The organism is Segatella copri DSM 18205, from assembly GCF_025151535.1.
Taxonomy (GTDB): domain Bacteria; phylum Bacteroidota; class Bacteroidia; order Bacteroidales; family Bacteroidaceae; genus Prevotella; species Prevotella copri.
Map to the genome: position 1 here is coordinate 215,939 of NZ_CP102288.1, position 21,658 is coordinate 237,596.

Here is a 21,658-nt window from a genome sequence, read left to right on the forward strand (position 1 = left end):
AAATAAAACAAGATAATTATGAAGAAATTAACATTAATATTAGCAGCAATGGTATTAACAGCAAGTCAGGCTTTTGGTCAGTGTGGAAAATGTGGTTATGAAGTGAAGGCAGAAAATGCCTACACTAACTACAACGTTCGTTATGCAAGCAATCCGATGGATGCAAAGCACTATACAACAGACCGCCTTCGCAGTGAATTCGCTATCGAGAAGGTGTTTGCTCCAGGCGAGGTAAACTGGACATACACCATGTTCGACCGCTTCCTCATTGGTGGTGCTGAGCCAACAACCGCTCCTCTGAAGCTGACTTCTATCGCTCCTCTCTATACAGACAAGCCAAACGATGAGAAGAATCTGCTCGACAACCGCGAGTTGGGTATCATCAACATCGGTGGCGAGGGTACTGTTACCGTTGACGGCAAGAAGTATACGCTCGGTTTCCAGGAGGCTCTCTATGTAGGTCGTGGTGCCAAGAACATCGAGGTAAGCAGCAAGGATGCAGCTAAGCCAGCTAAGTTCTATATGAACAGCGCTTGTGCTCATCAGACATATCCTACCAAGAAGGTTACCCTGAAGGATGCCAACAACATCAAGGCTGGTAGCCTGAAGGAGAGCAACGACCGTGTAATCCACCAGTTGATTATCGACGGTGTAGCCGGTGTTCGTACCTGCCAGTTGCAGATGGGTGTTACTGAGTTGAAGGAGGGTTCTGTATGGAACACCATGCCAGCTCATACTCACCTCCGCCGTATGGAGACTTACCTCTATTATAATGTACCAGAGGGTCAGAAGATTCTCCACGTAATGGGTGAACCACAGGAGACACGTCCTATCTGGTTGAACAACGAGCAGGCTGTGATTTCTCCAGAGTGGTCTATCCACTGTGCAGCAGGTACCAGCAACTATACCTTTATCTGGGGTATGGCAGGTGAGAATCTGATCTACAACGATATGCAGGTAGTGAAGATTCCTACATTGGAATAATAAGATACATGATATGGCAACCTGGTTTATGATTAATATGAGCCAGGCTTTGCCGTCTAAATAGTAATCTAAAATAAAAATAAGTATAACGCTTAAAAACTTTTTTATAAAATGAGCCCTATTACAACAAGTAAAATGTCCAACTTCCGTTGGGTAATCTGTGCGCTGCTCTTCATCGCAACTACAGTCAATTACATGGACCGTCAGGTTCTCTCTTTAACATGGAAAGACTTTATTGCTCCAGAATTCCACTGGACAGATGATCACTATGGTACCATCACTGGTCTTTTCTCAATCTTCTATGCCATCGCCAACCTCTTCGCAGGTAAGTTCGTTGACTGGATGGGCACCAAGAAAGGTTATCTCATCGCCATCTTCGTATGGTCAACAGGTGCTGTGATGCACGCCGGTTGCGGTTGGGTAGCTATGCAGATGGAAGGATATGATTCTATCGAGGCGCTCCGCATGGTACAGGCTGGTAGTGATGCAGCAGTAGCGATTGCTACAATCAGTGTATGGCTGTTCCTCTCTTGCCGCTTGATTCTTGCTGTGGGTGAGGCAGGTAACTTCCCTGCAGCCATCAAGGTAACAGCAGAGTATTTCCCTAAGAAAGACCGTGCTTTCTCTACCGCTATCTTCAACAGTGGTGCTTCTGTAGGCGCTTTGGCAGCTCCAGCTACCATTCCATTGTTGGCTCGCAGCATGGGCTGGGAGTGGGCTTTCATCATCATCGGTGTGCTCGGTTATGTATGGATGGGCCTCTGGGTATGGCTCTATGACAAACCATCTAAGAGCAAGCATGTAAACAAGGCTGAACTTACTTACATTGAGCAGGATGAAGACCTTGAAAAGGTTGAGGCTGAGAAAGAGACAGAAACTGTCGCTGAGGAGAAAACTATCGGCTTCCTGAAGTGCTTCAGCTACCGTCAGACCTGGTCATTTATCGTAGGTAAGTTAATGACTGATGGTGTTTGGTGGTTCTTCCTCTTCTGGGCACCTGCTTACTTCTCTGACCAGTATGGTTATTCTTCTGATTCAGGTATGGGTATTGCCCTCATCTTCACACTCTATGCTATTGTAACCGTATTGAGTATTGGTGGTGGTTACTTGCCAACTTACTTTGTTGACAAGAAGGGTATGAATCCATATATCGGTAGAATGCGTGCGATGTTGATTTTCGCTTGCTTCCCATTGCTCGGTTTGATAGCCCAGCCTATGGGTGAGTACAGTGCATGGTGGCCAGCTATCATCATCGGTTTGCTCGGTGCAGGTCATCAGGCATGGTCAGCTAACCTCTATTCTACCATCGGTGATATGTTCCCTAAGTCAACTGTAGCTACTATCACCGGTATTGGTGCGATGGCAGGTGGTATCGGTTCCTTCCTAATCAACAAGGGTTCCGGTATGCTCTTCACCTATGCAGATGGTCTGGGTTCAGACTTCAGCTTCATGGGCTTCGATGGCAAGCCAGGTGCCTACATGATTGTATTCTGCATCTGTAGTGTTGCTTACCTCGTAGGCTGGTGCATCATGAAGGCATTGGTTCCTAAGTACAAGCCAATCGTTGTAGAATAATGAAAAGGCACTTTTAAAGGTAAAAAAGCCTTAACCCTTTATAACCCCATTCCCTCGAAAATTTATATAGCCCCTGGTGTGTTATTACATCAGGGGCTTTTAATATTACGGGGGACCTGCGATGGAATCGCAGGGAACGGGGGGCAAAGAAGGAGAGGGGGCTTTTTACCTTTTTACTTTTAAATAAATCCTTGCTGCTTGAGGGCTTCGATAACCCCAACGCTCATCGCCTCGCAATCCTTCTTTGTGTATCGGATGTCGGTGAAAACCTGGGCTAGGGTCTCTACGTTGTTGATGCGAACGAACTCCTTGTTTTCTTCAAGAGCTTCCTTCTCTGCATAGAAGTCATCTATCTTTTCTGGGGTATAATCCTCGAAATGCTCGTGGTGGATGATGCTGCGCAGAGGGAGACGGTCGCTCAGGGCTGGATGTTCTGCCGGCCAGCCGATGGTCAATGTGGCTACTGGCATTACGAGCTTAGGGAGCTTCAGGGTGTCGATGATCATCTTTGGCATATAAACCGTAGTTCCCAGGAAACAGGTGCCTAAACCGGCTTCTTCTGCCAGGTTCGTAAAGGTCTGGGTGAAAAGAAGGGCATCGGTAGCTGCATTCATAAAAGAGAGAATGTTGTCATAGCCCGGGGTTCCCTTGCGGTTCTCTGCCCAGATGGTTGTGCGGCGATAATCAGCACAGATGGTGAGGACGACCGGGGCTTCTGTTACCATCGGCTGGTTGAAGTGGGCTGGCGCCAGCGCCTTCTTTCCTTCTTCACTTCTTGTTACCACAACGCTGTAAAGCTGCAGGTTTCCCATTGTCGGGGTGCGCTCTGCCTCTTCTAAAAGGCGGTTCAGGAGTTCTTCAGATACTTCCTTCTCTGCATATTTTCTGATGCTTGTTCTGTTCTTAATCGATTCCATATCTTTTTTATTTTATCATTATACCTTATTATATATATAGGAGTTCTGTTCCATTTCAGAACCCTATTTTGCTGCAAAGTTAGTGAAAGTTTCCCAAAAAGTTGTCTTTCTTTCGCTTTTTTAGTGAAATATATGGCAAAACGTTTCAGATTTTAGAAATAAAAGTTTAATTTTGCACCTAAATATGAAACGTTTGATATGAAATATACTGAAAATATGACTTTTGAAGAGGCTTCCAAGGCTCTTATAGATGAATTGAATGCTAATCTGGCTACACTTCATCAGAATTATCATGTAGAACAGTCTGATTGGAATAAACTCTATGATCAGATAGCCAATGTTGTTTCAGAGGAAACTCATCTTCCTGTTTTCTCTCCTGAAGTGATGGAGGTGCGACCTCGTGAACTGGAATGCGATGTGGTGCGATTCCAGAATAATAAGGAGAAATGGGTGGCTCTGGTAGGACTGCTCGATGGTCATCCATACGAAATCTTCACGGGTTTGCAGGATGAGGACGAGGGTATCATGCTGCCTAAATCTGTAAGCAAAGGCAAGATTGTGAAGACCATTCTGGATGGAGGATTGAAGCGATACGACTTCCAGTTTGTGAACAAGCGAGGCTATAAGATTACGGTTGAGGGATTGAGCGAGAAGTTTAATCCTGAATACTGGAACTATGCCAAGCTGATTTCCGGTGTGCTGCGCTACCGTATGCCTATCGAACATGTCATCAAACTCGTTTATCAGCTCCAGCTTACTTCAGATAACATCAATACCTGGAAGAAAGGTGTTGTGACAGCCCTGAAGAGATATCTGAAGGATGGTAGCTTGATGAAACTTTACGATGATAGCGATTCCGAATCCTAATCCCCAAGATAGAAACTGATATAAACTATGCTTTTCCGTAGTAAGATATACTTGAAGAATGTCCGTTTCCATGCATATCACGGCGTTCTGCCACAGGAAACCCAGGTGGGCAACGATTATGTGGTGAATCTGGATGTGAGCTATGATTTTTCCAAAGCCATGGAAACCGATGAACTGGCTGGAACCCTCAACTATGCAGAACTCTATGAACTCGTGAAACAGGAGATGGAGATACCTAGCAAACTGCTGGAACATGTAGCCGGAAGGATAGGAAAGCGACTCTTTGCAGAATATCCGACTATTCAGAAAATACAACTCGCCATTACCAAAGTTAATCCTCCTTTTGGAGCAGATTGTGACGGCGCAGGGGTAGAAGTTGTATTAACAAATGATAAAACTTTATAGTAGATTTAGGTTTTCTGATACAAAAGTAGTAATTTTGCAAAATCATCAGAAAGATATGTTGAAGAAAATAACACTCATATTGACCCTATTGTGTATGTTGGTGCTGACAGCGACAGGCGCCAACCGCCGTTTCACGCTCGTTATCGACCCAGGTCATGGCGGTCATGATGCGGGTGCACTTGGTGCTATTGCCAAAGAAAAGAATATCAATCTCTCTGTGGCATTGCAGTTTGGCAAATATGTTGAGCGCAATATGCCGGATGTGAGAGTTATCTATACCCGCAAGACGGATGTCTTTATTCCTCTGAAAGAGCGTGCCAACATTGCTAACCGCGCCAATGCCGACCTGTTTATCTCGGTACATACCAATGCGCTGCCAGCCGGTAAGATAGCCCGCGGTTTTGAAACCTATACGCTCGGTATGCACCGTGCCAAGGATAATCTCGATGTGGCTATGCGAGAGAACTCCGTTATCTCGATGGAGAAGGGCTATCAGCAGACCTATCAGGGTTTCGACCCGCGATCTTCTGAGAGTTACATCATCTTCGAGTTTATACAGGGTAAAAATATGGAGAGAAGCGTAGAACTGGCGCGCAATATCCAGCGAAAGGTATGTTCCGGTGCCAACCGTCCGGATAAGGGTGTGCATCAGGCAGGATTCCTGGTTCTCAGAGAAACCTCGATGCCTAGCTGTCTGATAGAGCTCGGTTTCATCACTACTGCCGATGAAGAAAGACTGCTCAACGATGCCAGCAGGGTGGATGATATCGCCCGAGGCATCTACGAAGGTTTTGCGCAATATCGCAATAAATACGATAAATCCATCTCGGTTCCTTATCGGGCTGCGGATACAGAATCGGTGCCGGTTGCCAAGATAGTTTCTGATACGAAGCAGGAGAAGGACGAGCGCCGTGCTGAGGAGGCGGATACTGCGCCGAGAAGAACGGTGAAGCAGGTGGAAACCAGAGCAACAAAGGCTAAAACGGTTCAGCAGAACAGAAGACAGAACCAGCAGGATAAGCCGGCTCAGCATAGCAGACAGACGCAGCAGAACAGACAGACGCAGCAGAACAGAACTGTAGCTCAGAACAAGCCGGCACAGCAGAAAGCCAATGTAGCCGATGCGCCTGTCTTCAAGCTTCAGATATTTGTCAGCAACCGCATGCTCCGCAAGGGCGATGCCCATTTTAAGGGCGAAACCGGTTATGACAGTTATCCGGAAGGTAATATGGTGAAATATACGATGGGAGCCTCTACCAACTACAATGAGATTTTCCGCTTGCGCAAGACGCTTGCCGAGAAGTTCCCGGAAGCTTTTATCATAGCTTTCAAGAATGGAAAGAAATATGATGTGAATCAGGCTATACGTGAGTTCAAACAGAACAGAAACCGCTGATTGACCTGAATAAGGATAAGATATAAGCACGAATATATAAAGAGATAAATATGAAGCTAACAAAAGAAATCAAGATAGCTCTTGTAGCTATTGTCGGTATTTTGGTTATGTATTTCGGAATCAATTTTCTGAAAGGCATGAATCTGTTCTCTACCAACAATACCTATTTTATAACGTTTGATGACATCCAGGGACTGGGTGCCTCTACGCCTATTTATGCGGATGGTTATAAGGTAGGTACCGTGGATGGTTTGGAATATGATTACAAGGAGAATGGTCCTATCAAAGTAAAGGTGGATATTATCAAGGATTTGAGAATCCCGCAGGGCAGTAAAGCCGAAATAGTAAAAGACTTGATGGGTAACCTGCAGGTGAATCTGCTTCTGGCAAACAATCCGCGCGAAAGAGTAGAACCGGGTGGTATCATTCCGGGTGCTGTAAACGGAGGCATGATGGATAAGGCTGCCAACCTGGTTCCGGTAGTGGAAAAGATGTTGCCTAAGTTGGATTCTATCCTTACCAGCGTGAATGCGCTGCTGGCTGACCCGGCTCTGGCTGCTTCGCTGCATAATGTGGAAACCATCACAAGCAACCTCACCGTTTCTACACGTGAACTGAATACCCTGATGGCAGGACTCAACAAGCAGGTTCCGGGTATGATAGGAAAGGCAAATGGCGTGCTGGATAATACCAACCGCCTCACAGCTAATCTGGCCAGTCTTGATGTGCAGGGCACTTTGAACAAGGTGAACCAGACTTTGGAGAGTGCTCATCAGTTTACTGAGAAGCTGAACAGCAACCAGGGAAGCCTCGGATTGCTGATGAACGATACCAAACTGTACGACAATCTGACGTCAACCATGGGTCATGCCGACTCCTTGGTTATCGACTTGAAGGCCCATCCGAAACGCTATGTTCATTTCTCTGTTTTCGGCAGAAAAGACAAGTAAAAAGAGTCCGAGCTAAATAAATTTAGTCTAAATAAGATTCGGTATGTTTCACGCCCCGAAATGACTCGCAAACTGTTTGTTTGTTAGCCGTTTCGGGGACGTTACATTATTGTTTCACTGAATTTCAGTCTGCTATATTTGTATTTTAGGCAAGTGTTTGGTATTCAGTAATTTAAAGATTATCTATTAAAATGTTTTAAATAAGGGGATTTGCATTTCTCCTATTTTTTTTGTAACTTTGCACGTGATTTCGCATCTTTTGGTGCGTCCCGTCATTTGTGAATTAAAATATTAATAATATAAGTAATCAATGTTAGCAAGTCCAAAAGCCCTCTGGGACAACAGTCTTTTGCTCATAAAGGACAGTGTAACAGAGCAGCAATATAACACATGGTTCAAGCCAATCGTCTTTGAATCGTACAAGCCGTCGACAAAGACTTTGTTGGTGCAGGTTCCGAGTCCGTTCGTATACGAGTACTTGGAACAGAACTTTGTTGACTTGTTAAGTAAGGTGCTGCATCGTAATTTTGGTGAAGGAATCCGTCTCACTTATCGTGTTGTAACCGATAAGGAGCATAAGCTTTCTCAAGATATAGAGGCAGATCCAGACGATGCTGATATGGCAAAGCAAACTCGTGAGCGTGCCCAGCAGACGGCTGCCCAGCCTGCCGCTCCCCAGCAGCAGGAAGACATTGATACACAGTTAGACCCGAAGCTTACTTTCAACAATTATATGGAGGGTGACAGCAATAAGCTGCCTCGTTCCGTAGGATTGTCTATTGCCGAACATCCCAACACCACCCAGTTTAACCCAATGTTCATTTACGGACCTTCGGGTAGCGGTAAGACGCATCTGGTGAATGCCATCGGTCTGAAAGCGAAGCAGATGTATCCTCAGAAGCGTGTGCTCTATGTGAGTGCCCGTCTTTTCCAGACCCAGTATACCGATGCCGTGCTCCATAATGCGAGCAATGATTTCATCAACTTCTATCAGTCTATCGATATGCTGATTGTGGATGATATCCAGGAGTGGGCTGGTAAGGCAAAGACGCTGAACACCTTCTTCCATATCTTCAACCACCTTTTCCGCAACGGAAAGCGTATTATCCTGGCGTGCGACCGCCCTCCGGTAGAGTTGAAGGATATGCCAGACCGTCTGCTCACCCGTTTCTCTTGCGGTCTGGTCTGCGAGTTGGAGAAGCCGAATATCCAGTTGTGTGTGGATATCCTGAGCAATAAGATCCGTCGTGACGGTTTGAAGATTCCGGCAGATGTCATCTCTTTCATCGCCCAGACCTGTAACGGAAGTGTGCGCGATTTGCAGGGAGCCGTCAATGGTCTTCTGGCTTACAGCATCGTTTATAACAGCAGCATTGATATCCGTCTTGCCGAGCGCGTCATCAAGCGTGCGGTGAAGGTGGATGATAAGCCGCTCACCATCGATGACATCGTAGAAACGGTTTGCCATCATTATAATGTAACGGTTACTGCCGTGAACAGCAAGAGCCGTAAGCGTGATTATGTCGTGGCTAGACAGGTAACGATGTATCTGGCACAGAAATATACCAAAATGCCTGCTTCGAGAATCGGCAAACTCGTTGGTAATCGTGATCATAGCACAGTTATCCACAGTTGTTCAAAAGTGGAAGAAAGACTGAAGATTGATGCTGGATTCAGCGATGAACTGGTTAGTATCGAAAACGGATTAAAGGTGAAAAGGGCATAAAGGATGTGCTTTTCGCTGATAGGATAAGTTTAAGCGCGGAACCTTGGTATAGTGGTTCTTGTTTATATAAATGAAATAAAGGAAGCCTGGCAAGTTTGTTTTTGCCTTGGCTTCCTTTTTCCGTCTATAAACTGTTAACTGTAAACTATCAACTCTTTTTCATCATCTTCTTCCATTTAAAGTATCCGGCTACGGCGATGATGACGTAGAGACCGTAAAGTCCTGCCTTGAATGGGATGCCTTTGACGATATAGAGATAGAAGCAAACGGCATCTACGATAATCCAGAAGAACCACTGCTCGATATATTTGCGTGCCAGCGCCCAGAGACCCACAAAGCTCAGGGCATTGGTGAAACTGTCTTGCAGAGGAACTGTAGAGTTGGTGAAAGTTATCAGTATATAATAGGTGATGCCCCAGGCTGCCAGGAAGAACAGAAGAGTAGGGAGATAGAGCGACTTCTTCATATAGGTAATCGGAAGTTCTTCTTTCTCCTTCTGGTTGTGCTTCTTGCCATATTTCCATACTGCATAACCATATATACCGGCTATCGTATAGTAGACCGCCATACCCGCATCGCCGTAAAGACCATGACTCCAATAGAGCCATACGTCCAGGGCAGGCATGATGATGCCTACCAGCCAGAGCCAGATACTGGCACGGTACTCCAACAGGATATAAACCAGTCCGAGTACCGTGGTAAAGATGTCTAAACCATGTGATGCAATATAATCCATCATGATGATTTCTGATTAGAACTTCAATGTAAGATGCGTCATCCAGGTGGTATCTGCCATCGGGATGTAGGCTATCTGCTTGAATCGTTTGTCCAATGTATATCCGTAACCGATAGCATTGCCCCAGGTGAATGCGCTGGCTGCATAGTGGCGGTTGAAGATATTGTTGATGTCCACACCGAAGCTTACCTCCTTGATGCCGAGTGCCTTGGTTACCTTAGCGCTGTAGTTCAGGCTCAGGTCGCTCTGTGAATAGCATGGCAGCGAGAAGTCGCGGTCTTCTGTGTTGGTAATATACTGGCGACTTACAAAGTTGGTGTGCCAGGTAGCAGAGAAACCGGCATAGTGGATGTCGATAAATCCGTTCAGGATGGCTGATGGAGAATAAGAGAGGGTTGAGTTGTCGTAATGTACTACGCCTGGCTTCGTATCATCTTCCCAGTTGCTTACATACTCATCAAAGTCCTTAATCTTGTTCTTGCTCAAAGCGGCATTTCCTTCTACAGACAACCATGACAATGGTGCCCAGCCGGCTGTCAGCTCTACGCCCATACGGTAAGAATCCTTGATGTTGGTGGTCAGCGCCTCGCCGATGTCACTCAACTGTCCGGTCTGAGCCAGCTGGTTGTCATAATCCATATAGTAGAAGTTGGCGCCTGCGTGCCAGTTGTCGCTCTGATACTGATAGCCGAACTCAACATCGAGCAGCTTCTCCTCTTTAGGGAATGGATAGTTGAAGTTGTCGGTAAAGTTGTTGCGCTCTGGCTCGCGGTTGCCGTAGGCTACAGATGCGTATGCCTTGTGGCCATCCCTGTTGAAGCTGATACCTGCCTTAGGATTGAAGAAGTTGTACTTCTCGTTGATGTTCAGCTCCTGGTTCTTGTAGCTGCCATCTGCCTGGGCGATAAATTTATCGTTGATACCGTCGGTCTTGTATTCTACACGGCGATACTGCAGGTCAGCGAAGGCATTCCAGTAGTCTGCAAAGCGATAGCTTGCCTTGACGAAAGCGCTGTAGTCATACTTGTGGGCATCAGAATCATAGTACTTATACTTTCCGTTGCTGCCGAAGAACTTCTTCTCGGCATCCTGGTTGGCGATATAAGTAAGGTATCCCCAGTGGTTGCCGCGGAACTGCTGCAGGTTCAATCCGCCGATAACATCCCAGTGCTCATCCTTGTAGTTGGTATTGTATACCATGCCGTAGGTATGCTGGGTGAGTCCCTTCTTGCGGATGAAGTCAGACTTCTTAACCTTCTTGCCTTCTGCATCCTTGTAGACGAGTCCGAACTTGGCAAACTTGGCGTTGTTCTTGAACTCCTTGTAGTAGCCGTAGCCATAGGTATAATGCAGTGAGAGGCTGTGGCTCCAGTGGCTGCTTGGTGTCCAGGTAGCCGAAAGGATGTTGTGGTTCTGATAGAAGTTATCAGTTGTCTTGTCCCATTTGCTTCCGTCGCGCAGGGTATAAGGAGTGATGGTATAATCGCCCTTGTCGTTGCGAACCAAATCACCTGTCAGCACATTAAACTTATCCAGACCTGCCTTATACATATCTTTATAAGTGCGGATGCCATCCTCAAGGAGGGTGAAGTTAGAGTTGTAATCTCCGCCCAGCACACCGTTCCAAGCCTGACCGGTCTTCTCGAAGTTGCCGATGTTCTTGTAGCTTACCTTGAAGTTATCGCCCAGCCAGGTCAGTCCGCCATAGTAAGAACCTGAGCGGCCTGCTGTGCCGTCTACATAACCGTCGGTAGCTGTCTCGTGATAAGCACCGTCAAAAATCAGATGCTTGCCGAGCAGACCTGTAGAGAAGCTGGCGCCTGTATGATAGGTATTGTAAGAACCGAAAGAACCGGTAACTTCTGCAGTAGGGGTGAGCGAAGGATCAGCTGTAGCCATAGAGATGCTTCCACCGAAGGCACCGTCGCCATTGGTAGAAGAGCCTACGCCGCGCTGTACCTGGATGCTGCCCAGGAGCGAAGAATAACTGTTCATGTTAGCCCAGAAAACGGTCTGGTCTTCCGGTGAGTTGAGAGCCACTCCGTCGAGTGTTACATTGATGCGGCTTCCGGCAGCGCCACGAATGCGCATATAGGTAGTACCGGTGCCGATACCGTTCTCACTCCAGGCGAGAATGCCCGGTGTACGAGAAAGGAGAAATGGCAATTCCTGACCTGAGCAAGAGAATTGTTTGAGTTCTGATTTCCTGATGTTAGCCACGGCGTATGGAGCTTCCTTTGCGGCACGTACGCCTTTTACAATCACTTCATTCAAATTCTGCACCTTCAAGGTGTCGATTTTTGTCTGTGCCAGTGCAGCCTGGCTTGCCAAAGAGCAAAACGCTACACTGAGTGCGATCCCGTTGAATCTTTTCATTTATTTAAATTAAAAACATCATATAAGGGGGGAATGTGCCTTATTTTCCTACGCCAGCATTACCTGGTTCAGGTCGATGGGTATATTCTCAGCATCCGCTTTTTTCTCTTTTCCGGCGGTAGCACCCCTTAGTTAGCTCTCTGCTAACCGGGTGCAAAGTTACAAATAAATTTTAATCCCGCAAAATTTACGTAGATTTTTACTATATTTGTGTCCTTTTATCATTCTTTTTTCTTATATTTGCAGTCGGATTACTGTTATTCGCAGTCTTGACAGTCTGCTTTCTCTTTCTCCTGATGATGAGCAGCTTTATTCTTCCTGGCAATATCTTTATCGGGCTATCGGTATGTGCAACAAGTCGCTGGATATGATTGATTTACAGTCAGTACGGCTTACCGATACCTCAGCGAAGTCTTGCCTTCAATGGCAAGTTGGTTCAGAATAAAGGATATGAGTAGGCAGATAGCCAAAAACTCTTCACTCTTCACCCGATAGCTCGAATCCCCTTTATATAAAGGTGTTGCGGAGGGTGAAGAGTTTTTCTTAACTCTTCACCTCTCTTCACCCACTCTTCACCTCTCGAATCCCCTTTATATAAAGGCATTCCCAGCGATTGGGTGAAGAGTGAAGAGTAAAATCAATTCGACCTGTACGGTTGAAATTACCCAATACGCCCTTTCAGGGCGTGTGGGGCAAAACTTGCGAAAGTTCTGTCGGTTATTTAAAAACCTGGCAAACCGCTTTTCATTCGCTGTTTGGACCAGACAGCCCACTGTTCTTCCTATCGCTAGTCTGCTGTTCTAGTTTCACTCGTCAGCTGTTCTTGTTTCACTCGTCAGCTGTTCCCGATAAATAAAACCATTTTTTTTCTTTTTAAAAATCACTTTTTTCCTTTTTCTACCCTCATTTCAAAATAAAATTTGTACTTTTGCACGCATATTAAGACGATAAAACAGTAATCTTGGCAGATGCCAAATACAAAAATAAGAACGAAATGGATACATTATATTTATTGCAGTTCGCCTGTTTTCTATTTATGCTCGTCAATATCCTCATCCTGGGTATTACCCGTCTGCACATGAAGTGGATGAACCGGCGATATGAAGTGTCACGATGGCTGATTATCGGAGCCATGGTAGGATTAGCCATACAATTTCTCATGCAGATGCTTCTGGGCTTCCGGGCTCAAGACGCTGCTGTGGGAGCCGTTTTCAACATTCTGGTCTATCCCCCTTGCTTTTCGCTCATCTCTATTGGCATTTACAATATCGAGGCAACGCATGCCAACCGCCGGAAGATGAGCATCGTTTGCGCCAGCATTTATGCCGCCATATTGGCTGCCTTTTGCATCGGCTTTATCCAGAGCGGAAACTTCCATATCGGCAGCTGGATTTATGTGATGATAGTCCTGTTCGCCTTCAGCGTAGCCTATTGCATCTATATGATAATAGTGGAAATCAGAAAGCGCAGAAGGATGCTGGAGGTGATGGCTGGTTATGATATCCTGCCTTATGTGAGATATGCGCGAGCCAGTGTGTTCATGGTCTTTTTCCCTGCAGTAGCCCTGCCTTTTGCAGTCCTTTCCACCAAATCTCTATATGTAATCGGACCTCTGGGACTGCTTGCTGTCTTTTTCTTCACGCTCAGTTTCATGGCTTTGGGCTATAATTACGTGCCTACCGAAAAACTCTTGGATAAGGAGGAAGAAGAGGAGGCTGCCATGGAAAGTGTGGAAGACAATGCCTGTTTAGAACTGCAGGATGAAGAACTTGAAAATAAGAAAGAAACTTTACAATCACAGCATTCAGAAAGACGGCAGAAGATCATCCGTGAGAAGTTGGATGAATGGTGTGCTACCAAGGGTTATAGGGATACGTCGCTGAATATGATTACCCTGGCACGTTCGTTGAATATCAACAGATACGAGTTGTCGCGCTACCTCTCATCCTGTCTCAATACCACCTTCCGCCTCTGGCTTGCCGAGGTGCGTTTTGAGGCTGCCAAGAAGATGATGTTGGATAACCCCGACTTCGGTAATGACATCATTTCTGCCGAGTGCGGCTTCTCTTCCCGTACCCATCTCTACCGTATGTTCAAAGAGAAAGAAGGCTGCTCTCCTACGGCTTGGAGGGAGAAAAACTGTTAAAAAGTATGTATTAGGTGTCTCCTTCCCCCACGAAGGAGACACCTTTTTTGTAGGAATGCGACACCAATGTGGGGGAATGCGACACCTTGTTTCAAAGAAAAACACTATCTTTGCACCATGAAAAGTATAATAGAATCATTAGCCAAAGAAGAACAGGCTATCCTGATAGTAGCTTTGTTTCTCCTCATTTATGTTGGCATCATGATTAATGTCATGGTGAGGGAATACAGGACCTATCTTGATGATCACCCGATGTATCATTTCAGTTTGGATGATTTCATCAGGAGAGGGCGTTTCTATATCTGCCTCATTCTCGGCGTAGTGTTTATCACGTTCGTGTGTCTGGTAGTCAGCCTGATGGCAATCAGTATTCAGTAATTTCTTGATAAAAAAATAATAACAAAATATGGTGTGAAATTATATCAAGCCAGTGGTTAGCGTCATGGAAATGGAAACCACTGCCATCCTCGCCGGCTCTGTTATCCAGAAGGCGGGAGAAGCGGATTACCGCGATGAAAATGTGAAGGATTTCTGGGATAATCCAACAGATAAGAGAATTTGGGCAGACTAGCCCAGATTCTCTATCGTACCCCCCGACAGGCAGCACATCTGATGCCTGGGGCAAAACAAACAGCCCTCGGAGCTATACGCATCGGGGGCTTTTTCATAACCGTATAGAATAAAAATCTGCGTGACCGATTCTTTATCACGCATGACTATAACAATTTAAAAATGAAAAAAAACAAAAAAGTTGCCTAAAAACTTGGAAGTTAAAGATATAAACCTTATCTTTGCAAAAATATCAAAAAAAAGAAAAGTTATGGCAACAGCAATAAGAATCATTCCAACTCTTCAAGGTGAAGAAGCTGAAAAATTTTTAGAAAATGCAGAATGGACAGAAGCCCATCCTGGAAGTATTAAAGTTGACAAGAAAAAAGTTGAACTCACAAGAAAATTCTTGCGCGAAATGAACTTGCTGTGACATATGAAGAATTATTAGAGATGTGCGTTCTTACTGTCGTAACACCTCAAAAGCTTGCTTCATGTGAGCCTTTTTGTTGTGACAATCAAGACTTAGACGAATTCTTTGCCAATGATTCCGTTATTTATTCCAAGCGTTTACTTGGAAAAACATATTTATTGTGTCTTCGTGACAATCCTAATATTGTTGTGGCTGCATTTACCCTATCCAATGATAGCATTAGGATCACCAATAAACTAAATGATGAATCAAAAAAATCATTTCTTGACTTTACAGATCTTCAAGGGAAAAGACTTCGTAGGTTCCCAGCTGTTCTGATAGGCAGACTTGCTACCAACTAAAAGTTTGCAGGCAAAGGAATCGGAACTGCTGTTATGGACTTGATAAAAAACTGGTTCAGATATAATAACAAAACCGGATGCCGTTTCATTATTGTTGATGCCTATAATAGTGATTCTACCATTCACTATTATCAAAAGAACGGTTTTAAATATCTTGTTGAAGATGAACGTTTCGAAGCTAAATACATGGAAATAGGTGTTGGCAGATTGCCACTAAATACACGCCTTATGTATTTCGATCTCCTAGGTATGGAAGACATTGATGATACCGTCTATATATCATAAAGTTCTCAGACTTCAATAGGAAATTTCGCCGAATCGCCTGTTTTCTTCCCATATTGCGTATAGTGTATTTCTATATGGGTGAAGAGTGGGTGAATAGATAAAGAAAACTCTTCACCTCCCGAAACCCCGATAAACAGAGGGGTTACGGGCGAGAAGGTGAAGAGTGAAGAGATAAATCGGGATTGCTTAAATAGACAGAGAATTAAAAATTGTATTTTTCTCCTAGCATTTTATGGATAGTCTGAATGAGAATGTGGAAGGCTGGCTGTGCCATGGCACCATGACCACATCCGCCCAATTCGTAAAGCTGGGTGTCTGGGCGTCCTATCAGATTCATCATGCGCCACATATATGCATTTTCTTCATAACGGCCAAATAGTTCTATGTTGCGATCGCCTGTTATCAACACCAAGGGAGCTGCATCCTTGCGAACATGATAGAGTGGGGCATACTTGTCGATAGTTGGTTGCAGATTATCGATGCCGTTCATCTTGCGATAAGCAAAATGGCTAATCATCTGACCGCTGAATGGAATCAGACCGGCAATGTTGTTGGCATCAACTCCATAACGTGAAAGCCAAGTCTTATCTAATCCTAACATGGTTGTAATATAGCCGCCGGCAGAATGTCCCGAAACAAATATTTTCTTTGCATCTCCACCATATTGACTGATATTTTGGAATACCCATGCCAATGCAGCTGCACAATCATCTAGGCATTCGTCTATTTTTACCTTGGGAAGTAAACGGTAGTTTACACTTACTACAACAAAGCCTTGTTTCTTCAGCAGTTCGGGAATCTCTTTTTGTCCACTGGTCAATCCGCCTCCGTGATACCACACTACTACAGGTGAGTTTTTTTTACTCTTGTCATAACAGATGTCGAGTTTGCAACGTTCTTTGATATAAGTATCTTTCCCATTCTTATATTGAATGTTGCTTGTTATCACTTCGTCAGAAGAAATGGACTTCTGCGCATTCACGTTCAAGACCATGAAAGTCATGAATATCATCCAAAAAACCTTTTTCATAAGTTGCTTTTGTTTAAATTATCTGGTATTTAAAAAGATATTTGCAAATGTATACATAAATAAAGTAAATAGCAAATTTTGAAGAAATAATGTGATAATATTAACACAAATTAAACAGGTAGTTTAGAATTCTCCTTAATAATTGTATCTTTTACCATTATAAATCTACCACTTATTTTTAGAACTATGAAAAATGTAAAGTCCTGATAATCAAATGCAGTTGTAAAAACAGGTGGTCATTTTCACCACTTAATTATTTAATCAACCAACAAATATCAGACATTTTATATACTTTTGCAACTGGAAACCAATCATGGATGGGTTCCCGACTATCAGAAAACAATTTTAAACATAAATGAGAATAACTAAAGTTTAAATTATGAGAAAATCAAAAAGTAATGCGATGTTGCGAGGACTAGCAGCCTCAGCACTCGTCCTAATGGTCTCGGCGACAGCTTGGGGACAGAAGGTGAAGATTACGGGTACTGTAATCGACAATACCAATGAACCCGTTATCGGAGCTTCGGTTCTGGAGAATGGTACCAAAAATGGTGTTGCTACAGACCTGGATGGTCACTTCACCATTGAAGTACAGCCAGGTGCCAGACTCAAAATTTCTTATATAGGTTATAAGAATAAGGAAGTGAAAGCTTCTAACGGCGTACAGATTATGCTCGAAGAGGAGTCTAATATGCTCAACGAAGTGGTGGCTATCGGTTATGGCTCTGTCAAGCGTAAGGATGTAACTACTGCCGTATCCAGTGTGTCAGCCAAAGACCTTGATACCCGTCCTATCGTATCTGCCGCAGCAGGTATGCAGGGAAAGGCAGCCGGTTTGCAGATTTCGCAAGCCAACGGTCAGCCAGGTGCTTCACCAACCATACGTGTGCGTGGTACCACCTCTTTAAATGGTAGTAATGATCCGCTCTATGTAGTAGATGGTGTGCCAATGACCAATATCGACTTTCTGGCAGCTGATGATATTGATAATATCCAGGTGTTGAAGGATGCCTCTTCTGCTGCAATCTATGGATCCCGTGCAGCCAATGGTGTCATCATTATCGGTACAAAGCAGGGTAAGGCTGGCGTAGCCAAGGTATCTCTGAATGCACATTATGCATTTAATACTGTACGTGACAACCAGGAATCTCTCAATGCGGCTCAGTATAAGGAGCTGATGGATGAAATCGGTCTTGTGAAACTGCCTGAAGGCTTGAAAGACCAGACCGACTGGAAAGACGAGGTGTTCCGTACGGGTAATGTACAGGACTACCAGCTCTCTATCACCAATGGTACTGATAAACTGAGATACTTTATCTCGGGTGGCTATACAGGCGAAAATGGTGTTATCAAGAAGTCAAGCTATCAGCGTTACAACTTCCGAGCATCTGTAGAGAACGATATACGTAAGTGGTTGCGACTCAATGCCAGTGTAACTTATTCTGATTATACCAACAAGGGTACAGGTATCATCTCGGGTGCCGGTTCTAACCGAGGCGGCGTAGTAACCGCTATTGTCAATACGCCAACCTATGCACCGGTATGGAATCCGGAGAATCCTAGCCAGTTCTACAACAACTTCTATGGCGTGAACATTACCTCGCCAGCAGAGAATATCGCCCGTACTCAGAATAATAAGTCGGCCTACAACCGATTGTTGGCAACCGGAAAGGCTACTGTCACCTTTATGCCTGAACTGACTTATAATACATCTCTCTCGTTCGACCGTACACAAGGAACAACCACCAACTTCCTTGACCCGATATCTACTACTATCGGCCGTCAGGAATTCGGTACAGGATATGATGGTAGAAACATCAGCAGCGTTATCGTATGGGACAATGTATTAAACTATAAGAAGGCATTCGGAAAGCACAGTCTGGATGCGATGGCTGGTAGTTCCTGGACACAGAGCAAGTGGAGCCAGAACTATATCAACGGTAGCAACTATGCCAACGATCTGTTCCCAACCTTGAATGCAGCCAACAAGATTTCCTGGACAGGAACCGGTTCGTCAGCTTCTGATTGGGCTATTCTCTCTACTTTCGCCCGTTTGCAGTACAACTGGAATGATACCTATATGGTAACCGCCAATATGCGTGCCGATGGTTCTTCCAAGTTGGCACCACATCACCGTTGGGGCTACTTCCCATCATTCTCTGGTGCCTGGCGCGTAAGCAATGAGAAATTCATGAAAAATATCAAGTGGATTGACGACTTGAAGATTCGTGGAGGCTGGGGACAGACCGGTAACCAGAGCGGATTGGGCGATTACAGCTATCTGGCAAGATACAATATCAATCGTGTGCAGTGGTTTGGCGAGGGAAATGATGCCAATTCTACTCCTACTTTCTCACAGGGCAACCTGAGCAATCCTGAACTGACTTGGGAAACAACAACCCAGACCAACATCGGTCTCGACTTGACCGTACTGGGCAACCGCCTCACCTTCTATGCTGATTACTATTATAAGAAGACCAAGGATATGTTGATGAACATCACCTTGCCGACAGGTGGTGCTGCTGCAAGTAACCTGACCTATAATGGCGGTTCGATGATCAACAAAGGCTGGGAGTTTGCCATCTCTTCACAGAATCTGACAGGCGCCTTGAAGTGGAATACAGATTTCAACATCTCATTCAACAAGAATAAGTTGGAGAGCCTGTCTCTGACTCAGGTATATTATGAAGCCACGACTACCGATTTCGTCAACGAACAGGTGGTTCGCAATACGCCAGGTAAGCCATTGGGCAGTTTCTGGGGATATGTAGCAGAAGGTGTGGATCCCGAGACCGGTGATATGAAGTATAAGGACGTGACCGGTGATGGTCTGGTATCAGCCAGTGACCGTACTTATATCGGTGATCCGAACCCAGACTTCACCTTCGGTTTGACCAATACCTTCTCTTATAAAGGCTTGAATCTCAGTATTCTTATCCAGGGAAGCTATGGCAACGATATCTACAACGTTTCACGTATGGAAACCGAAGGAATGTATGATGGTAAGAACCAAAGCACCAAGGTGCTTGCTCGCTGGAGAGTTCCTGGTCAGATTACCGATGTGCCAAAGGCTAAGTGGGATATCCGCAACTCAACCTACTTCGTAGAAGATGGCAGTTATCTCCGTGTAAAGGATATTTCTCTCTCTTACGATGTGCCTCGCAAACTGATTTCACGCTTTGGTCTGACCCGTCTGCAGCCATACGTATCAGCAACCAACCTGCTTACCCTGACCGACTATTCAGGTATGGATCCGGAGGTTAACCAGTATGGCAACAGTGGTAGTGTGCAGGGCATCGACTGGGGTACATATCCACTCAATAAGAGTGTAGTATTAGGTGTAAAAGTAGAATTCTAAACATCGACAACAATGAAAACATATCATACAATCAAGACATTGGCGCTCGGTGGCATCGCAATGTTCTCTTTGGCAAGTTGCTCTCTCGACTATGAGCCATTATCAGAGCCATCAGAAATAACACAGGGCGGTCAGACTGAGACCTCAACAGCCGTATTGAAGGACAAGGCTGCTGCTGATGCACAGCTCAAATCGCTCTATGAGTTGTTCCGCAACCGTCAGGAGCATACCCATCTCGACTATCTTCTGATAGGCGATTCACATAGCGACAATGCTTATGCCGGAACTACCGGTGCAGAGGTGGTACCTTATGAAACCAACTCTATCGATGCCAGCAACTCGGTATTGAGCCGTGACTGGAACCGCTATCTGGATGATATCGCCCAGGCAAATGTGCTGATCAATGGTGTTGAGCAATTGAAGGAGAATGGTCAGATATCAGAAGCAGAATATCATTCCTATAAGGCACAGGGCGAAATCTTCCGTGCCCTGATGATGTTCCGAATGGCTCGTCTGTGGGGTTCTTTCCCTGTCATCACGACTATCGCCAAGACCATTACATCCGAGAATATCAATGAGGTATATCCTACCTATTATCCACCTCGCAAGACGCCGAAGGAATGTTATGAGCAGATTATTGCCGACTTGACGGATGCTGAGCAGTATGCACCGGATAATGACAATTCCGACCGCACCAAGATGACCAAGACCGTAGCTCAGGCTATGCTTGCCAAGGTTTATGCCGAAAAGGAAGTGCAGGATTATGACAAGGTAATCGCTTATGCCGACAAGGTGATGAAGACAACCGGTGTAGAGCTGGAAGACAGTTATGAAACTCTTTGGGGCTATGATGAGACTGCGAAAGACTGCATGAAACGCAATACCAAAGAAGGTATTCTGGAGGTGCATTGGACAACCGGTAGCGGAAACTGGGAAACCTGGATGTACGGCCGTCAGTTAGACAACTGGGATTATTACTTTACCTGGGCAAAGTGGATTACTCCTTCACGAGACATCATCAATGACTTTGACAAGGAAGGTGATGAGGTTCGTAAGAATCAGGCTATCGTATATTATGCCTGTACCTGGAGCAACTATTATCCGGCTTCCAACTATCCGTTCATGTATAAGTTACGCTCTTCATACAATAATATTTACTGGGTTCGCTTAGCTGATATTATCCTGATGAAGGCTGAGGCAGAAGCCTATAAGGGCAATCTTGCCGAGAGTGCGAAACTCGTGAACCAGATTCGCAAGCGTGCCAAACTGAAGGAACTGACATCCGACAAGACTGGCAGCAAGGAATCTATGATAGAGGCTGTTCTCCATGAGCGCCGTCTGGAACTTGCCTTTGAGGGAGAACGCTGGTTCGACCTCTGCCGCAACAACAAGGTGGAGCAATATCTCAACGGAATAGACAACCGTGACAGCGGACGCATCAGACAGGTAAGACAGTTTGACGGCAACTCATACCTGTTGCCAATTCCACAGACCGCTCTTGACCAGAATACCAATCTAGAGCAGAATCCAGGTTACTAAGCTAACCTGGATAGCTTTCAACTCAAACCGTTATTAACAAATAAT

The 21,658-nt window shown here is 45.1% G+C and carries 18 protein-coding genes and 1 pseudogene; 15 read left to right on the plus strand and 4 right to left on the minus strand.

Going from position 1 to position 21,658, the window contains the following annotated elements:
* The first annotated feature begins 18 nt into the window (after positions 1 to 18).
* The gene (kduI, locus tag NQ544_RS00890; protein WP_006847833.1) at positions 19 to 984 is read left to right on the plus strand and encodes a 5-dehydro-4-deoxy-D-glucuronate isomerase; all 966 of its coding nucleotides are present in this window, start codon (positions 19 to 21) and stop codon (positions 982 to 984) included.
* Positions 985 to 1,095: 111 nt separating this feature from the next.
* Positions 1,096 to 2,559, plus strand: a complete 1,464-nt coding sequence (locus NQ544_RS00895) for an MFS transporter (protein ID WP_006847832.1) — start codon at positions 1,096 to 1,098, stop codon at positions 2,557 to 2,559.
* Positions 2,560 to 2,738: 179 nt separating this feature from the next.
* Here the strand turns inward: NQ544_RS00895 and NQ544_RS00900 are convergent, their stop codons facing one another.
* Positions 2,739 to 3,476 (minus strand): nitroreductase family protein, encoded by a 738-nt coding sequence (locus NQ544_RS00900; RefSeq protein WP_006847831.1) that lies wholly within the window; start codon positions 3,474 to 3,476, stop codon positions 2,739 to 2,741.
* Between the two features lie 369 nt (positions 3,477 to 3,845).
* Between NQ544_RS00900 and NQ544_RS00905 the strand changes: the two are divergent.
* The 5 genes and pseudogenes from NQ544_RS00905 to dnaA form a co-directional block, all read left to right on the plus strand.
* A pseudogene (locus tag NQ544_RS00905) lies at positions 3,846 to 4,304 on the plus strand (adenosylcobalamin-dependent ribonucleoside-diphosphate reductase); the annotation flags it as partial.
* 66 nt (positions 4,305 to 4,370) lie between these two features.
* Entirely contained in the window at positions 4,371 to 4,748 is a 378-nt protein-coding gene (gene folB, locus NQ544_RS00910; RefSeq protein WP_006847829.1) for a dihydroneopterin aldolase, read from the plus strand.
* 55 nt (positions 4,749 to 4,803) lie between these two features.
* Positions 4,804 to 6,144 (plus strand): N-acetylmuramoyl-L-alanine amidase family protein, encoded by a 1,341-nt coding sequence (locus NQ544_RS00915; RefSeq protein WP_040553150.1) that lies wholly within the window; start codon positions 4,804 to 4,806, stop codon positions 6,142 to 6,144.
* A gap of 50 nt (positions 6,145 to 6,194) precedes the next feature.
* A complete protein-coding gene (locus NQ544_RS00920) occupies positions 6,195 to 7,094 on the plus strand; it encodes an MlaD family protein (protein ID WP_006847827.1) in 900 nt (299 codons plus the stop codon).
* 310 nt (positions 7,095 to 7,404) lie between these two features.
* Positions 7,405 to 8,820: a chromosomal replication initiator protein DnaA gene (dnaA, locus tag NQ544_RS00925; RefSeq protein WP_006847826.1), complete on the plus strand. Its 1,416-nt coding sequence runs from the start codon at positions 7,405 to 7,407 to the stop codon at positions 8,818 to 8,820.
* A 148-nt stretch (positions 8,821 to 8,968) separates the two neighbouring features.
* On the opposite strand, the gene pnuC is transcribed toward dnaA, so the two are convergent.
* Positions 8,969 to 9,559, minus strand: a complete 591-nt coding sequence (pnuC, locus tag NQ544_RS00930; RefSeq protein ID WP_006847825.1) for a nicotinamide riboside transporter PnuC — start codon at positions 9,557 to 9,559, stop codon at positions 8,969 to 8,971.
* Positions 9,560 to 9,571: 12 nt separating this feature from the next.
* Entirely contained in the window at positions 9,572 to 11,932 is a 2,361-nt protein-coding gene (locus NQ544_RS00935; protein WP_006847824.1) for a TonB-dependent receptor, read from the minus strand.
* A gap of 994 nt (positions 11,933 to 12,926) precedes the next feature.
* On the opposite strand from NQ544_RS00935, the gene NQ544_RS00940 reads away from it, so the two are divergent.
* From NQ544_RS00940 to NQ544_RS00965, 6 genes are all read left to right on the plus strand, one after another.
* Entirely contained in the window at positions 12,927 to 14,078 is a 1,152-nt protein-coding gene (locus NQ544_RS00940; protein WP_228023614.1) for an AraC family transcriptional regulator, read from the plus strand.
* A gap of 117 nt (positions 14,079 to 14,195) precedes the next feature.
* Complete coding sequence (locus tag NQ544_RS00945) at positions 14,196 to 14,456, plus strand: hypothetical protein (protein ID WP_040553149.1); 261 nt, start codon at positions 14,196 to 14,198, stop codon at positions 14,454 to 14,456.
* Positions 14,457 to 14,520: 64 nt separating this feature from the next.
* Positions 14,521 to 14,649 (plus strand): hypothetical protein, encoded by a 129-nt coding sequence (locus tag NQ544_RS00950; RefSeq protein ID WP_006847820.1) that lies wholly within the window; start codon positions 14,521 to 14,523, stop codon positions 14,647 to 14,649.
* Positions 14,650 to 14,898: 249 nt separating this feature from the next.
* The gene (locus tag NQ544_RS00955) at positions 14,899 to 15,060 is read left to right on the plus strand and encodes a hypothetical protein (RefSeq protein ID WP_153112973.1); all 162 of its coding nucleotides are present in this window, start codon (positions 14,899 to 14,901) and stop codon (positions 15,058 to 15,060) included.
* On the plus strand, positions 15,057 to 15,401 hold the full coding sequence (locus tag NQ544_RS00960) for a hypothetical protein (protein ID WP_006847818.1): 345 nt from the start codon (positions 15,057 to 15,059) through the stop codon (positions 15,399 to 15,401). The genes NQ544_RS00955 and NQ544_RS00960 overlap by 4 nt, the downstream gene beginning before the upstream one ends.
* 33 nt (positions 15,402 to 15,434) lie before the next feature.
* Complete coding sequence (locus tag NQ544_RS00965; RefSeq protein ID WP_006847817.1) at positions 15,435 to 15,686, plus strand: hypothetical protein; 252 nt, start codon at positions 15,435 to 15,437, stop codon at positions 15,684 to 15,686.
* A 202-nt stretch (positions 15,687 to 15,888) separates the two neighbouring features.
* Here the strand turns inward: NQ544_RS00965 and NQ544_RS00970 are convergent, their stop codons facing one another.
* The gene (locus NQ544_RS00970; RefSeq protein ID WP_006847816.1) at positions 15,889 to 16,716 is read right to left on the minus strand and encodes an alpha/beta hydrolase; all 828 of its coding nucleotides are present in this window, start codon (positions 16,714 to 16,716) and stop codon (positions 15,889 to 15,891) included.
* 379 nt (positions 16,717 to 17,095) lie between these two features.
* On the opposite strand from NQ544_RS00970, the gene NQ544_RS00975 reads away from it, so the two are divergent.
* Together NQ544_RS00975 and NQ544_RS00980 are read left to right on the plus strand one after the other, a co-directional pair.
* Complete coding sequence (locus tag NQ544_RS00975; protein WP_006847815.1) at positions 17,096 to 20,074, plus strand: SusC/RagA family TonB-linked outer membrane protein; 2,979 nt, start codon at positions 17,096 to 17,098, stop codon at positions 20,072 to 20,074.
* Positions 20,075 to 20,086: 12 nt separating this feature from the next.
* Positions 20,087 to 21,613 (plus strand): RagB/SusD family nutrient uptake outer membrane protein, encoded by a 1,527-nt coding sequence (locus NQ544_RS00980; protein ID WP_006847814.1) that lies wholly within the window; start codon positions 20,087 to 20,089, stop codon positions 21,611 to 21,613.
* The last annotated feature ends 45 nt before the right edge of the window (positions 21,614 to 21,658 follow it).

What these genes read in the sequence shown, in the direction of transcription:
- NQ544_RS00950 (WP_006847820.1), top strand. Translation starts at nt 14,521, where the DNA reads ATGGAAATGGAAACCACTGCCATCCTCGCCGGCTCTGTTATCCAGAAG.
- kduI (WP_006847833.1), top strand. Translation starts at nt 19, where the DNA reads ATGAAGAAATTAACATTAATATTAGCAGCAATGGTATTAACAGCAAGT.
- NQ544_RS00945 (WP_040553149.1), top strand. Translation starts at nt 14,196, where the DNA reads ATGAAAAGTATAATAGAATCATTAGCCAAAGAAGAACAGGCTATCCTG.
- NQ544_RS00970 (WP_006847816.1), bottom strand. Translation starts at nt 16,716, where the DNA reads ATGAAAAAGGTTTTTTGGATGATATTCATGACTTTCATGGTCTTGAAC.
- NQ544_RS00965 (WP_006847817.1), top strand. Translation starts at nt 15,435, where the DNA reads ATGGACTTGATAAAAAACTGGTTCAGATATAATAACAAAACCGGATGC.
- NQ544_RS00920 (WP_006847827.1), top strand. Translation starts at nt 6,195, where the DNA reads ATGAAGCTAACAAAAGAAATCAAGATAGCTCTTGTAGCTATTGTCGGT.
- NQ544_RS00935 (WP_006847824.1), bottom strand. Translation starts at nt 11,932, where the DNA reads ATGAAAAGATTCAACGGGATCGCACTCAGTGTAGCGTTTTGCTCTTTG.
- NQ544_RS00900 (WP_006847831.1), bottom strand. Translation starts at nt 3,476, where the DNA reads ATGGAATCGATTAAGAACAGAACAAGCATCAGAAAATATGCAGAGAAG.
- dnaA (WP_006847826.1), top strand. Translation starts at nt 7,405, where the DNA reads ATGTTAGCAAGTCCAAAAGCCCTCTGGGACAACAGTCTTTTGCTCATA.
- pnuC (WP_006847825.1), bottom strand. Translation starts at nt 9,559, where the DNA reads ATGATGGATTATATTGCATCACATGGTTTAGACATCTTTACCACGGTA.
- NQ544_RS00980 (WP_006847814.1), top strand. Translation starts at nt 20,087, where the DNA reads ATGAAAACATATCATACAATCAAGACATTGGCGCTCGGTGGCATCGCA.
- NQ544_RS00895 (WP_006847832.1), top strand. Translation starts at nt 1,096, where the DNA reads ATGAGCCCTATTACAACAAGTAAAATGTCCAACTTCCGTTGGGTAATC.
- NQ544_RS00915 (WP_040553150.1), top strand. Translation starts at nt 4,804, where the DNA reads ATGTTGAAGAAAATAACACTCATATTGACCCTATTGTGTATGTTGGTG.
- NQ544_RS00955 (WP_153112973.1), top strand. Translation starts at nt 14,899, where the DNA reads ATGGCAACAGCAATAAGAATCATTCCAACTCTTCAAGGTGAAGAAGCT.
- folB (WP_006847829.1), top strand. Translation starts at nt 4,371, where the DNA reads ATGCTTTTCCGTAGTAAGATATACTTGAAGAATGTCCGTTTCCATGCA.
- NQ544_RS00940 (WP_228023614.1), top strand. Translation starts at nt 12,927, where the DNA reads ATGGATACATTATATTTATTGCAGTTCGCCTGTTTTCTATTTATGCTC.
- NQ544_RS00975 (WP_006847815.1), top strand. Translation starts at nt 17,096, where the DNA reads ATGAGAAAATCAAAAAGTAATGCGATGTTGCGAGGACTAGCAGCCTCA.